This window comes from Pseudomonas cremoris, from assembly GCF_014230465.1.
The window spans coordinates 390,141-404,025 of record NZ_JAAXCY010000006.1 but is presented as its reverse complement, the minus strand read 5'-3'; the positions used below and the strand labels follow the sequence as shown (position 1 = coordinate 404,025).

Genomic DNA, 13,885 nt, shown 5'->3' with positions numbered 1-13,885 from the left:
TCAACCAAAGCCTCATTTATCACTGCTCAGGACGCAGCGCCCGAAAGCTGCTGCGTCCTGAGCCTAGCACTTAGCCCTGCAATGCCGCCAAAGTCAGGTCCAGGCACTGGCGAGCCTTGGTCACCAGCTCGTCGATCTCAGCCTTGCTGATCACCAGCGGCGGCGAAATGATCATGGTGTCGCCCACGGCGCGCATGATCAGGCCATTCTCGAAGCAGAACGTCCGGCAGATCATGCCAACACCACGGCCTTCGTAGCGTTTGCGCGTGGCCTTGTCCTGCACCAGCTCAATCGCACCGAGCATGCCCACACCGCGCACTTCACCCACCAACGGGTGATCAGCCAGTTCCCTCAGACGTTTCTGCAAATACGGTGCCGTTTCGTCATGCACGCGGTTAACGATTTTTTCATCGCGCATGATGCGGATGTTTTCCAGGGCCACCGCTGCGGCCACCGGGTGACCGGAGTAGGTGAAACCGTGGTTGAAATCACCGCCTTCGTTAAGCACATCCACCACTTCATCGCGCACGATCAAACCGCCCATGGGGATGTAACCCGAGGTCAGGCCCTTGGCGATGGTCATCATGTGCGGCTTGAGGTCGTAGAAATCGCTACCGAACCACTCACCGGTACGGCCGAAACCACAGATCACTTCGTCAGCGATAAACAGGATGTCGTACTTGGCGAGAATTTCCTTGATGCGCGGCCAGTAAGTGGCAGGCGGCACGATCACGCCACCGGCACCCTGGATCGGCTCGGCAATAAAGGCACCGACGGTGTCCACGCCCAGTTCCAGGATCTTCTCTTCCAGCTGGTTGGCGGCCCACACGCCGAATTCTTCCGGGCTCATGTCGCCGCCTTCGCCAAACCAGTACGGCTGGGCGATGTGGGTGATGCCCGGGATCGGCAAGTCGCCTTGTTCGTGCATATACGTCATGCCGCCCAAGCTGGCGCCGGCCACGGTGGAGCCGTGGTAGCCATTCTTGCGGCTGATGATGGTTTTTTTGTTCGGCTGGCCTTTGATCGCCCAGTAGTGGCGGACCATGCGCAACATGGTGTCATTGCCTTCGGAGCCGGAACCGGTGAAGAACACGTGGTTCATGCCGGCAGGTGCGATGTCGGAAATGGCCTTGGCCAGCTCCAGCACCGGCGGGTGAGCGGTCTGGAAGAACAGGTTGTAGTACGGCAGTTCTTTCATCTGCTTGGCGGCGGCGTCAGCCAGTTCATCGCGACCGTAACCGATCGCCACGCACCACAGGCCGGCCATGCCGTCGAGGATCTTGTTGCCTTCGCTATCCCACAGGTAAACGCCGTGGGCTTTAGTGATGATGCGCGGGCCTTTCTCTTTCAATTGCTTGAAGTCGCTGAACGGCGCCAGGTGGTGATCACTGCTCAAGGCTTGCCATTCACGGGTTTGCGGGTTGTTGCTGGACATACCAATCTCCTAGACTTTTCAGTGAAGGGCGCGCCGTTTAAAGGGCGCGCCCGGCGCATCAGACGGCGAAGAGCAGGAATTCCCGCTCCCACGAACTGATCACGCGCTTGAAGTTTTCATGCTCGGCCCGCTTGACCGCGACGTAGCCTGTGATGAATTTCTGACCCAGGTATTTCTCGATGGTCTTGCTGTTTTCCATGCGCTCCAGGGCGTCTTCGATGGTCAACGGCAGACGCAGGTTGCGCCGCTCGTAACCACGACCCACCACCGGCGCACTCGGGTTATGGCCTTCGACCATGCCGATGTAGCCACACAGCAAACTGGCGGCGATCGCCAGGTACGGGTTGGCGTCGGCACCCGGCAGACGGTTTTCCACACGACGGTTCTGCGGGCCAGCATCCGGTACGCGCAGGCCGACGGTGCGGTTTTCTTCGCCCCATTCCACGTTCACCGGCGCCGAGGTATCGGGCAGGAAGCGGCGGAACGAGTTCACGTTGGGGGCAAACAACGGCAGCAATTCAGGGATGAACTTCTGCAAGCCGCCAATGTGGTTGAGGAACAGCTGGCTCATGGTACCGTCTTCATTCGAGAAGACGTTCTTGCCGGTGGCAATGTCGATGATGCTCTGGTGCAGGTGCATCGCGCTGCCGGGCTCGCCGGTCATGGGCTTGGCCATGAAGGTGGCGGCCACGTTGTGCTTGAGCGCGGCTTCACGCATGGTGCGCTTGAACACCAAAATCTGGTCGGCCAGGGACAGCGCATCGCCGTGACGGAAGTTGATTTCCATCTGTGCGGTGCCGTCCTCGTGGATCAGGGTGTCGAGGTCCAGTTCCTGCAGTTCGCACCAGTCGTAGACGTCTTCGAACAACGGGTCGAATTCGTTGGCGGCTTCTATAGAGAAGGACTGGCGACCGGTCTCCGGGCGACCGGAACGGCCGATCGGCGGTTGCAGCGGGAAGTCCGGGTCTTCGCAGCGCTTGGTCAGGTAGAACTCCATCTCCGGCGCCACGATGGGCTGCCAGCCTTTATCGGCGTAGAGCTGGAGGACTTTCTTGAGCACGTTGCGTGGCGACAGCTCGATCGGGTTGCCTTGCTTGTCGTAGGTGTCGTGGATCACCTGGGCGGTGGGCTCGATGGCCCAGGGCACCAGGTAAACCGCGTTCTGGTCGGGGCGGCAGATCATGTCGATGTCGGCCGGGTCGAGCAATTCGTAATAGATGTCGTCTTCGACATAGTCGCCGGTCACGGTCTGCAACAGAACGCTCTCGGGCAGGCGCATGCCTTTTTCGGCGATGAACTTGTTGGTCGGCGAGATCTTGCCACGGGTGATGCCCGTGAGGTCGCCAATCATGCATTCGACTTCTGTGATCTTGTGGTCTTTCAACCAATCGGTGAGCTGGTCGAGGTTGTTACTCATAAATGCCTCTGGGCTGGGTTTCCTGACATCCATTAAAGGTCAGGCGTTGGTTGACGCAGCATCCGCGTCGCGTTGCATCGCCCGCTTTCGACAGGCGGTGCCAAATGCCTGGAAGATCGCGAGATAGTGCGGGTTAGAGCTTACCTGCCATTCGGGGTGCCATTGCACTCCTAAAGCAAAAGCCTTGCCCGCCTTCACAGAAAAAGCTTCGATCAAGCCATCGGGCGCCGTGGCTTCGACTTGCAAGCCGGGCGCAAGGCGGTCAACGCCCTGGCTGTGAATCGAGTTGACTTGAATCGTCGGCGGCAACCCCAGGCTTGCCAATACCCCATTCGGGGAGATCGCCACGGCATGCGCCGGGCCGTACTGAACGTCCAGCGGCTGGGTGTCGTCTTCACGGTGATCCATCATGCCCGGCACTTCATGAACCTTCTGGTGCAGGCTGCCGCCAAAGGCCACGTTCATCTCCTGGAAACCCCTACAGATGCCCAGCACCGGTACGCCTGCGGCAATCGCGGCGCGCAACAGCGGCAGGGTGGTTTGGTCCCGTGCAGAATCATGAGCAGTCCCGGGCGCGCTGGCCGGACCGTCGTAGTGAAAGGGTTCGATATTGGAGGGAGAGCCGGTAAACAGGATGCCATCCAGACCGTCAAGAATATTGGCCGGTTCGAACAAATCCCCAAGGGACGGAATGATCAATGGCAAGCCCTTGGCAGCGGTGGCCACTGCACGGACGTATTTGTCGCCACTGATGTGATAAGCATGCAGACCAACCTGTTTGGAGCAGGCGGTGACGCCGATTAACGGCAGGCGAGACATGAAGCACCCCGGTATTATTGCTGTTATGGGTTTGAATCGAGCTTAGCCTTGTTCATTTTTTTACACAACACCCCCGTAAAAAATACAACACGGCCCGCTCAAGCCTGCGAGTCCCAAGCCCCTCAAACCCAAAAAACTGCCCCAAAAAGCCCCAAAAAAGCCTCCGAGGCGCTTTTTTAGGGCAAAAAAGGCCTCGCTTGACTTCGGCATGCCGTTCGGGTTGACTGAAACCAGAAAAGATCAATGATTGATATTTTTAACAACAAAGGTGTTGCATCATGTCGGTACCCCCGCGTGCCGTTCAGCTTAACGAAGCGAACGCGTTCCTTAAGGATCATCCTGAGGTTCTGTACGTAGACCTTCTAATTGCGGATATGAATGGTGTGGTGCGCGGCAAGCGCATCGAACGCACCAGCCTCCACAAGGTTTACGAGAAGGGCATTAACCTGCCTGCCTCTTTATTTGCCCTGGATATCAACGGCTCGACGGTGGAAAGCACCGGCCTGGGTCTGGACATCGGTGATGCTGACCGAATCTGTTATCCGATCCCTGACACCCTGTGCAATGAACCTTGGCAAAAGCGCCCTACCGCGCAACTGCTGATGACCATGCACGAACTTGAAGGTGAACCTTTCTTCGCCGATCCGCGCGAAGTGCTCCGCCAAGTTGTAAGCAAATTTGACGACCTCGGTCTGACCATCTGCGCTGCCTTCGAGCTTGAGTTCTACCTGATCGACCAGGAGAACGTGAACGGCCGCCCACAACCGCCCCGCTCGCCGATCTCCGGCAAACGCCCGCACTCGACACAGGTCTACCTGATCGACGACCTCGACGAATACGTCGACTGCCTCCAGGACATTCTGGAAGGTGCGAAGGAGCAAGGCATTCCCGCCGACGCCATCGTCAAGGAAAGTGCCCCGGCGCAGTTCGAAGTGAACTTGCACCACGTCGCCGACCCGATCAAGGCGTGCGACTACGCGGTATTGCTCAAGCGGCTGATCAAGAACATCGCCTACGACCATGAGATGGACACCACCTTCATGGCCAAGCCTTACCCAGGCCAGGCAGGCAACGGTTTGCACGTGCACATCTCCATTCTGGACAAGGACGGCAAGAACATCTTTGCCAGCGAGGATCCCGAGCAGAACGCCGCATTGCGTCACGCAATCGGCGGTGTGCTGGAGACCCTGCCCGCCCAAATGGCGTTCCTGTGCCCTAACGTCAACTCCTACCGTCGTTTCGGCGCACAGTTCTACGTGCCGAACTCGCCGTGCTGGGGCCTGGACAACCGCACCGTGGCGATTCGCGTACCGACCGGCTCGTCCGACGCCGTACGTATCGAACACCGTGTGGCCGGTGCCGACGCCAACCCTTACCTGCTGATGGCTTCGGTCCTGGCAGGCGTGCACCACGGCCTGACCAACAAGATCGAGCCTGGCGCACCGGTGGAAGGCAACAGCTACGAACAGAACGAACAGAGCCTGCCGAACAACCTGCGTGATGCCTTGCGCGAGTTGGACGACAGCGAGGTGATGGCCAAGTACATCGATCCTAAATACATCGATATCTTCGTCGCCTGTAAGGAAAGTGAGCTGGAGGAGTTCGAACACTCCATCTCCGACCTTGAGTACAACTGGTACTTGCATACCGTCTAAACGGCGGCTGCAATAAAAAACGCCACAGGCTTTTGGTCTGTGGCGTTTTTTTTGGGTTTTTACCAAGAGACCGAGGTGGCATCTTCGCAAACCCCGCTCCCACATTTGACCGATTTCCAATATGGGAATGCGGTCAAATGTGGGAGCGGGCTTGCTCGCGAAGGCGGCCTGGCAGACAACACAGATTCCTGCTCATACAATGCCCGCTGCCTTGTAGGAGACTTCCATGACCACCCGTCCCGCCGCCCCTCGCAAACCCCGCGCCCGCAGCCAGGCCCGGATCGACGCGATTCTCGACGCCGCCCGCACCTTGCTGGCCGCCGAAGGCGTGGCCGGTTTGTCGATCTACAGCGTGGCCGAGCGGGCGCAGATTCCACCGTCGTCGGTGTACCACTTTTTCGCCAGCGTGCCGGCGCTTCTAGAGGCGTTGACCGCCGATGTGCATGCCGCTTTCCGAGCGGCCATCCAGGCACCTATCGACCACGAATCACTCAAGCACTGGCGGGACCTGTCCTACATCGTCGAGCACCGCATGCTCACCATCTATGACCAGGACGCCGCCGCCCGCCAGTTGATCCTGGCGCAACATGGGCTGACCGAGGTGACTCAGGCTGACCGTCAGCATGACTTGGAGTTGGGTGATTTGATGCTTGCGGTATTCAACCGCCACTTTGAAGTGCCGACACTGCCAAGCGATGTGGATGTGTTTGCGTTGGCGCTGGAGCTCAGTGACCGCGTGTATGCGCGCTCGGTGCATCAGCATGGGCTGATCACGCCGCGTATGGCGGAGGAAGGGATGCGGGTGTTTGATGCGTATGTGGGGCTGTATTTACCGGCTTATCTGCCCAAGCGTTGAGTCTTTTGGTGGCTGGGCTGGCCTCTTCGCGAGCAAACCCGCTCCCACACTTGACCGAGTTCCAACTTTGGAATGCAGTCAACTGTGGGAGCGGCGGTGCGACGATTCGACTTGCTCGCGAAGACGGCCTAAAGAGCACCGCCAATCTCAATCACAACTTGGCGATCGACACCTCAGTGGATTTAACGAAGGCAATCACCTCACTGCCAATCACCAATTCCAGCTCTTTGACCGAGCGGGTGGTGATCACGGAAGTCACGATGCCCGAGGCGGTCTGCACGTCGATTTCCGACAGCACGTCGCCTTCGACGATTTCCTTGATGGTGCCTTTGAACTGGTTACGTACGTTGATCGCTTTAATAGTCATGTCGTTCTCTCTTCGTAGGACAAGTGAGTTATTGAGCCCAACGCAATTGCGTAGGCAGCGGTGAAACAGGTTCGGGTTCAGGTGGTGTGCCGGGCAACGACAACACACGATTAAGCACTTCGGCTTCCAGCGCAGCCAGGCGATACGAGCCACGCGCCCGTGGGCGTGGCAGGTCGACAATCAGGTCAAGACCGATTTCGCCGTCTTCGATCAGGATCACCCGGTCGGCAATGGCGACGGCTTCGCTGACGTCGTGAGTCACCAGCAACACGGTGAAACCGTGCTTCTGCCAGAGGTTTTCGATCAGTTGCTGCATCTCGATGCGGGTCAGGGCATCCAATGCACCCAACGGTTCATCGAGCAGCAGCAGGCGCGGCTGGTGAATCAGCGCGCGAGCCAGGGCCACACGTTGCTTCTGGCCACCGGACAACGCCGCCGGCCACTCATTGGCACGCTCGGCCAGGCCGACCGCTTCCAGCGCTTCCAAGGCTTTGGGGCGCCAGTTGCCTTTAAGGCCCAGGCCTACGTTGTCGATGATCTTTTTCCACGGCAGCAGGCGCGCTTCCTGGAACATCAACCGCGTGTCTTCAATCGCTTCGCTCAGCGGTGCGGAGCCGGCCAGCAGCTCGCCGCCACTGGCTTTATCGAGGCCGGCCAGCAGGCGTAGCAAGGTACTCTTACCGCAACCGCTGCGACCGACCACGGCCACGAACTGGCCTGCCGGAATATGCAGGTCGATGTCCTTGAGCACTTCACGCGCACCAAAGGCTTTGCGCAATTTGCGTACCGCCAGCGGAATCCCTTTGAGCAGGCGTGGAGGTTGTTGAGCAGTCATGCCGCACCTCCTTTTACTTGATAAGCCGGGTGCCAGCGCAGCCACACACGCTCCAGGCCACGGGCGGCCAGGTCGGCCAACTTGCCGAGGATGGCGTACATGACGATGGCCAGTACCACCACGTCGGTTTGCAGGAATTCACGGGCGTTCATCGCCAGGTAACCGATGCCGGAGCTGGCCGAGATGGTTTCCGCCACGATCAGCGTCAACCACATAAAGCCCAGGGCAAACCGCACGCCCACCAGGATCGACGGCAGCGCGCCCGGCAGGATCACCTGACGAAACAGGCTGAACCCGGACAAGCCATAGCTGCGCGACATTTCCACCAACGCCGGGTCGACGTTGCGGATGCCGTGGTAGGTATTCAGGTAGATCGGGAACAGCGTGCCGAGTGCGACCAGGAAAATCTTCGCCGTCTCGTCAATGCCAAACCACAGGATCACCAGCGGGATCAGCGCCAAATGCGGCACGTTGCGAATCATCTGCACCGAGCTGTCCAGCAGGCGTTCACCCCATGTCGACAGGCCCGTAATAAAGCCCAGGGCCAGACCGATGCTGCCACCGATCACAAAGCCCAGGCCCGCACGCCAACCGCTGATGGCCAGGTGAGTCCAGATCTCGCCGCTGGCCACCAGATGAACCCCGGCTGCAATCACAGCGCTGGGCGCTGGCAGAATGCGCGTCGACAACCAACCCGCCGACACCGACAACTGCCATATCGCCAGCAATAAGATCGGCAGCACCCAGGGCGCCACGCGATGGCTCAATTTTTCATAGTTCATGGGCTGCCTCAGCTCGCCGACGCAGCTTTGGGAAGGATATCGTTGGCGACCATTTCGCCGAACGGGCTCACATACCCAGCGCCTTTGGGTAGCTCGGGACGCTCGATATCCAGGTGGGGGAACAGCAACTCAGCGACCCGATACGACTCTTCCAGGTGGGGATAACCGGAGAAGATAAACGTGTCGATACCCAGGTCGGCGTATTCCTTGACCCGTGCCGCAACGGTCGGGCCATCGCCTACCAACGCAGTACCGGCCCCGCCACGCACCAAGCCTACGCCAGCCCAGAGGTTTGGACTGACTTCAAGGTTGTCGCGGCTACCGCCGTGCAAGGCAGCCATGCGTTGCTGGCCCACTGAGTCAAAGCGCGACAGCGAGGCTTGGGCACGGGCGATGGTGTCGTCGTCCACATGGGAGATCAGTTTGTCGGCGGCTTTCCATGCCTCTTCGTTGGTTTCGCGCACGATCACATGCAGGCGAATACCAAAGCGCAGGGTGCGCCCGAGCTTTTCAGCCTTGGCCCGCACTTGTGCAATTTTTTCCGCCACAGCGGCCGGAGGCTCGCCCCAAGTCAGTACCATTTCCACCTGCTCGGCTGCCAGGTCCTGCGCCGCGTCGGAGGAGCCGCCGAAGTACAGCGGCGGACGCGGCTGCTGGATCGGTGGATAGAGCAACTTGGCGCCTTTGACGCTGATGTGCTCGCCGTCGTAGTCCACGGTTTCGCCTTCCAGCACACGGCGCCAGATGCGGGTGAATTCCACCGAGGCTTGATAGCGCTCCTCGTGGCTCAGGAACAATCCATCGCCGGCCAATTCTTCTGGGTCACCACCGGTTACCAGGTTGAATAGCGCACGACCGCCGGACAAACGGTCCAGGGTCGCAGCCTGACGCGCCGCTACCGTCGGGGAAATGATCCCGGGGCGCAGGGCGACAAGGAATTTCAAACGCTGGGTCACCGGGATCAGCGACGCAGCCACCAACCACGAGTCTTCGCAGGAGCGACCGGTGGGAATCAGCACCCCGCCAAAGCCCAGGCGATCAGCGGCCTGGGCCACTTGCTGCAAATAACCGTGATCAACGGCGCGAGCGCCTTCGGCGGTGCCAAGGTAATGGCCGTCGCCGTGGGTAGGCAGGAACCAGAAAATATTGAGGCTCATGGAGTTGTCTCCTGAAGAAGTCGGATTACGGCGCTTTGGCAACGGCGGCGGGTGGAGTCCAGATCACGTCCCTGATGCTCAAGGGTTTGGGGATCAATTTGAGTTGGTAGAAGGTGTCAGCGATTTTTTGCTGGGCGGCGATCACTTCCGGGGTCAGGAACAGCGCGCCGTAGCCTTGGCGTTTCACCGAGGTCAGGGTGATGTCAGCTGGCAGGCCGAGCAGCGGAGCAACTTGTTCGGTGACTTCCTGGGGGTTGGCCTTGGACCACTCGCCCACAGCGCGCACTTCTTCCACCAGCGCCTTGATCACTTCCGGGTGTTTTTCGGCGTAGGGCTTGGTGGCCAGGTAGAACTGATGGTTGTCGGCGATACCAGTACCGTCACGCAGGGTGCGGGCTTGCAGTTGTTTCTCGGCGGCGGCCTGGTACGGGTCCCAGATCACCCACGCGTCCACGCTGCCACGTTCAAACGCGGCACGGGCATCGGCGGGCGGCAGGAACACCGTCTGGATGTCGGTGTATTTCAGGCCGGCATCTTCCAGCGCACGCACCAGCAGGTAGTGAACGTTGGAGCCTTTGTTGAGCACGACTTTCTTGCCCTTGAGCTCGGCCACGGATTTGATCGGCGAGTCTTTCGGCACCAGGATCGCTTCGCTGGTGGGTGCCGGCGGCTCGTAGGCGACGTAGAGCAGATCGGCGCCGGCAGCCTGGGCGAACACAGGTGGCGTCTCGCCGGTGACACCGAAGTCGATGGAGCCGACGTTCAGGCCTTCAAGCAATTGCGGGCCGCCAGGGAACTCGGTCCACTGCACGTTCACGCCTTGGGCGGCCAGGCGCTTTTCAAGCGTGCCCTTGGCCTTGAGCAGCACCAGGGTGCCGTATTTCTGATAACCGATCCGCAGGGTCTCGGCGGCTTGGGCTTGAACAATGGCGCCGAAGGACACAGCCGCAGCAAACAGTGCGACCAGACCACGACGCAAGATGACAGTGCGCATGGCGCTCTCTCCACATAGTGCGATAAGGGGGTTGGCTGCACCTGCTTGGCCGTTGGCGGCTGAGTAAGGTGAGTGCTTCTACAAAACGGTAAGGCTCAAATGCTCCAGCGAGCACTCAACAAACGTTCATTCAACACATGGGGGTCCAGCGGTTTAGGACGGCGGGCCATGGCGCCGTACAGCGTCTCCAGGGCCTCGTGTAAACGGTGTTCAAGTACCGGCACCAATTGCGCCTGGGCACTGCCTTCGGCGTAAGCGATCTGGCTGTCTTCGGCAAAGATGCCGTGGAGCAATTCCTGGGCTTTCAAGGCCGACAACACCGGTTTCAAGGCGTAGTCCACCGCCAGCATGTGGGCGATGCTGCCGCCAGTGGCCATCGGCAAGACGATCTTGTGGGCCAGGGCGCGTTCGGGCAGCAGGTCCAGCACGGTCTTCAGTGCACCGGAGAACGAGGCCTTGTACACCGGCGTAGCGATCACCAGGCCATCGGCGTTGGCCACTTGCTGCAACAGGTCAATGACCTTGGGGCTGTCAAAGCGTGCATGCAGCAAGTCTTCAGCCGGGAAGTCCCGTATCTGGTAACTCACCACTTCCACACCTTTGTCTTGCAGCCACTGACGGGTTTTTTCCAGCAGGACCCCGGAGCGGGAGCGCTGGCTGGGACTGCCTCCAAGTGTTACGACCAACATGCAGGAATTCCTTGAGCAAGTGCCGGCGGTTCGCTGTGTGGCGATGGCGCCAAGATGGAACAGACCATATCAGTTGATTTATATATCTTTAAATCTCATTTTTTCATGTGTTTATTCTTTAAATGCATATAAGGCTTATTAATCGCCAGGCGAAAAAAAAGGCCGTGAAAACGGCCTGAAAACCCCTGCATTGTGAGACGGGTCCTACTCAAATTTTGTGTTGCCTGTAATGACGGTATCAGCGGTTTGGCTGCGGGGTCAGGCGCAGGTACGGCTTCACTGCGCGGTAACCTTTGGGAAAGCGCTTCTTGATCTCTTCCTCGTCCTTGAGCGACGGCACGATCACCACTTCATCACCGTCCTGCCAGTTGGCGGGCGTGGCGACTTTGTAGTTGTCGGTCAACTGCAACGAATCAATCACACGCAGGATTTCGTGGAAGTTACGGCCGGTGCTGGCCGGGTAGGTGATGGTCAGGCGAATCTTTTTGTTCGGGTCGATCACGAACAACGAGCGCACGGTGAGGGTGTCATTGGCGTTCGGGTGGATCAGGTCGTAGAGGTCCGACACTTTACGATCGGCATCGGCCAGGATCGGGAAGTTGACGATTGTGTTCTGGGTTTCGTTGATGTCTTCGATCCACTTGTGGTGCGAGTCCACGGGGTCTACCGACAGCGCGATGGCCTTGACGCCGCGCTGGGCGAATTCGTCCTTGAGCTTGGCGGTAAAACCCAGCTCCGTGGTGCACACCGGGGTGAAGTCCGCCGGGTGAGAAAACAACACACCCCAGCTATCGCCCAACCATTCGTGGAAACGAATCTTGCCGGCGCTGGAATCCTGTTCGAAGTCGGGGGCGATGTCGCCCAGTCTTAGGCTCATGGTGTGGCTCCTGGTGAGTGCTTATGGAGCCTACTGTGCATGCATTGGAGTTTATTTAAAAAGAATAAATATCGATTTATCTAGACTATAAAGGAATATTAAAAATCTGTTCATTGGACGCCGCAGCGGGCGAGGAGCAACATCCGCTTCAAGGTTCGAGAAGGCCTTGAGACGCTGTACAAGAGGGATTCAGGAAGGGCTTGCGGGGGTTTAGCCCGACTTGAAAGTAAAGCAACCTTGCCCGGCAAAGGCCGGGCAAGGTTTTACAGACTTACAACAGCTTCACGCTACTAGAACAGTGGCAGCGAGTAGCTGACGATCAGGCGGTTTTCGTCCTGGGAACGGGTGTTCGCCAGGTCGGTACGCCACATAGCGTTTTTCCAGGCAACACCGAGGTTTTTCAGCGGGCCTTCCGGGATTACGTAGGCAACAGTGATGTCACGTTCCCACTCGGATTGACCGGTCAGCTCAGCACGGGTGGAGGTGACGGTGTCGATGTCGGTACCTTTGAGGTAAACAACACCGGCAGTCAGGCCAGGTACGCCGACTTTAGCGAAATCGTAAGCGTAACGTGCTTGCCAGGTGCGCTCGCCAGCACGGGCGAACTTCTGGATTTGCATGTCGGTAGTGATGTAAGCCGACGAACCGTCGCCCTGGTTCAACCAAGGGAAGTCGCTGCTGCCATTGCTCACCTGGTAACCACCACCAAAGGTGTGACCGGCAACGGTGTACAGGAACAGGCCGCTGTACAGGTTGTTATCAACCTTACCCCTGCCTGATGCAAAACCCTGGTAGTTACCACTGGTGTAGTAAGCAGCGGTGTTGCCGTTTTTACCGTCGTCAGAGCTGTTGAAATAACGCAGGTCAGACTTCAATACACCTGGGCCGATTGCCCAGTTGTGGGTCAGGCCCAGGAAGTGCTGCTTGTAGAAGTCTTCCAGATTGCCGTAGTAGTACTGGGCAGTCAGGTCTTTGGTCAGCTTGTAGTCACCACCGGCGTAGTAGAACTTGTTGCTGAACTTGCCAGCGCTGTAGTTCGAGCTGGCGTTTGCGCTAGCAATCGACAGGTTTTCGTTGTTGCTGGAGTTACGACCCTTGGCTTTTTCGATCTGGCCGGCAACCAGTGTCAAATCCTTGATGTCGTTGGTGGTGATCTGGCCGCCTTGGAAGGTTTGTGGCAGCAGACGACCATCGTTGGTCACGATAACCGGCAGCTTAGGCTGCAGGGTGCCCAGCTTCAGTTCGGTTTGGGAGATCTTGACCTTACCGGTCACGCCCAGGCTGGCGAAATCATTGACCGCAGTGTTGCCATCGCTTGGGAACACGGTGCCACCGGAAGCGGTGCCAGTGTAGTTACCGTGTTCTGCATGGCTGGAATCGAGGCGTACGCCGTAAAGGCCGATCGCATCAACACCAAACTGGACAGTACCTTGGGTGTAACCCGAGATGAAACGCAGGTCGAAGCCTTGGCCCCACTCGGCGTTTTTGCTAGCCGAGTTGGATGTGCCGCGGTGACCATCACGGTTATCAGTGTTGATGTAAAAGTTACGCAGACCCAGGGTGGCTTTGCTGTCTTCGATAAAACCAGCAGCGCTGACCTGTTGGGCAATGCCAGCGACAGCCACAGCCAGCGCCAATGTTGACTTCTTCATGTACCGCTCCTCTCATTTCTAATTTTTGTATTTCTTTGGTCTCGGGTCTGACGCCCTTGATCCACAGATGCGCGATTAGCACCGGATAGTGACTACCAAGTCAATCGTAACCTTGTGTGTCTACTACCTTCGTCTAATCGCAGTTAATTTGGTCCCTGCAGGGTAATGAGTTTTTCATACACCCAAAAAGAATTGTTTCATTCTTTTTCATACGATTTAGGCATAAGACTTTCCATGAGGCGGGAAGGTCCGGGGGGGGGACAAACCGCTCCATAAGCTAATGCCTAAAGGGTATTTGTTAGCGCTTTTTTAGATCGATTAGTGTGGCCGTAGGGTTTCACACGTCACCC

13 protein-coding genes are annotated in these 13,885 nt (G+C 58.4%); 2 read left to right on the top strand and 11 right to left on the bottom strand.

Translation table 11 applies throughout. The features are described 5' to 3' along the window. Window positions 1-70: 70 nt before the first annotated feature. The 3 genes from HF257_RS17890 to HF257_RS17880 are packed head-to-tail and all read right to left on the bottom strand — an operon-like array spanning window position 71 to window position 3,671. A complete protein-coding gene (locus HF257_RS17890; protein ID WP_185709769.1) occupies window positions 71-1,435 on the bottom strand; it encodes an aspartate aminotransferase family protein in 1,365 nt (454 codons plus the stop codon). 58 nt (window positions 1,436-1,493) lie between these two features. Continuing rightward, entirely contained in the window at window positions 1,494-2,852 is a 1,359-nt protein-coding gene (locus tag HF257_RS17885) for a glutamine synthetase family protein (RefSeq protein ID WP_185709770.1), read from the bottom strand. 39 nt (window positions 2,853-2,891) lie between these two features. After that, complete coding sequence (locus tag HF257_RS17880; protein WP_185709771.1) at window positions 2,892-3,671, bottom strand: gamma-glutamyl-gamma-aminobutyrate hydrolase family protein; 780 nt, start codon at window positions 3,669-3,671, stop codon at window positions 2,892-2,894. A gap of 278 nt (window positions 3,672-3,949) precedes the next feature. On the opposite strand from HF257_RS17880, the gene HF257_RS17875 reads away from it, so the two are divergent. Continuing rightward, window positions 3,950-5,326: a glutamine synthetase family protein gene (locus HF257_RS17875; protein WP_003213894.1), complete on the top strand. Its 1,377-nt coding sequence runs from the start codon at window positions 3,950-3,952 to the stop codon at window positions 5,324-5,326. 226 nt (window positions 5,327-5,552) lie between these two features. Continuing rightward, window positions 5,553-6,182 (top strand): TetR/AcrR family transcriptional regulator, encoded by a 630-nt coding sequence (locus HF257_RS17870; RefSeq protein WP_185709772.1) that lies wholly within the window; start codon window positions 5,553-5,555, stop codon window positions 6,180-6,182. A gap of 151 nt (window positions 6,183-6,333) precedes the next feature. Here HF257_RS17870 and HF257_RS17865 read toward each other — a convergent pair whose 3' ends face one another. From HF257_RS17865 to HF257_RS17830, 8 genes are all read right to left on the bottom strand, one after another. Next, window positions 6,334-6,549, bottom strand: a complete 216-nt coding sequence (locus HF257_RS17865; RefSeq protein WP_003213899.1) for a TOBE domain-containing protein — start codon at window positions 6,547-6,549, stop codon at window positions 6,334-6,336. 28 nt (window positions 6,550-6,577) lie between these two features. Continuing rightward, entirely contained in the window at window positions 6,578-7,384 is an 807-nt protein-coding gene (ssuB, locus tag HF257_RS17860) for an aliphatic sulfonates ABC transporter ATP-binding protein (RefSeq protein WP_185709773.1), read from the bottom strand. Continuing rightward, window positions 7,381-8,166: an aliphatic sulfonate ABC transporter permease SsuC gene (gene ssuC, locus HF257_RS17855; RefSeq protein WP_185709774.1), complete on the bottom strand. Its 786-nt coding sequence runs from the start codon at window positions 8,164-8,166 to the stop codon at window positions 7,381-7,383. The genes ssuB and ssuC overlap by 4 nt, the downstream gene beginning before the upstream one ends. Window positions 8,167-8,174: 8 nt before the next feature. Then, window positions 8,175-9,323 (bottom strand): FMNH2-dependent alkanesulfonate monooxygenase, encoded by a 1,149-nt coding sequence (ssuD, locus tag HF257_RS17850; protein ID WP_122488699.1) that lies wholly within the window; start codon window positions 9,321-9,323, stop codon window positions 8,175-8,177. A gap of 25 nt (window positions 9,324-9,348) precedes the next feature. Then, complete coding sequence (locus HF257_RS17845; protein ID WP_185709775.1) at window positions 9,349-10,317, bottom strand: sulfonate ABC transporter substrate-binding protein; 969 nt, start codon at window positions 10,315-10,317, stop codon at window positions 9,349-9,351. Window positions 10,318-10,412: 95 nt separating this feature from the next. Next, a complete protein-coding gene (ssuE, locus tag HF257_RS17840) occupies window positions 10,413-11,006 on the bottom strand; it encodes an NADPH-dependent FMN reductase (protein WP_124526829.1) in 594 nt (197 codons plus the stop codon). A gap of 238 nt (window positions 11,007-11,244) precedes the next feature. Next, window positions 11,245-11,883 carry a peroxiredoxin gene (locus HF257_RS17835; RefSeq protein ID WP_032884255.1) on the bottom strand — a complete coding sequence of 213 codons (639 nt, stop codon included), beginning with the start codon at window positions 11,881-11,883 and terminating at the stop codon, window positions 11,245-11,247. 290 nt (window positions 11,884-12,173) lie between these two features. Further along, complete coding sequence (locus tag HF257_RS17830; RefSeq protein ID WP_185709776.1) at window positions 12,174-13,535, bottom strand: OprD family porin; 1,362 nt, start codon at window positions 13,533-13,535, stop codon at window positions 12,174-12,176. Between the last annotated feature and the right edge of the window lie 350 nt (window positions 13,536-13,885).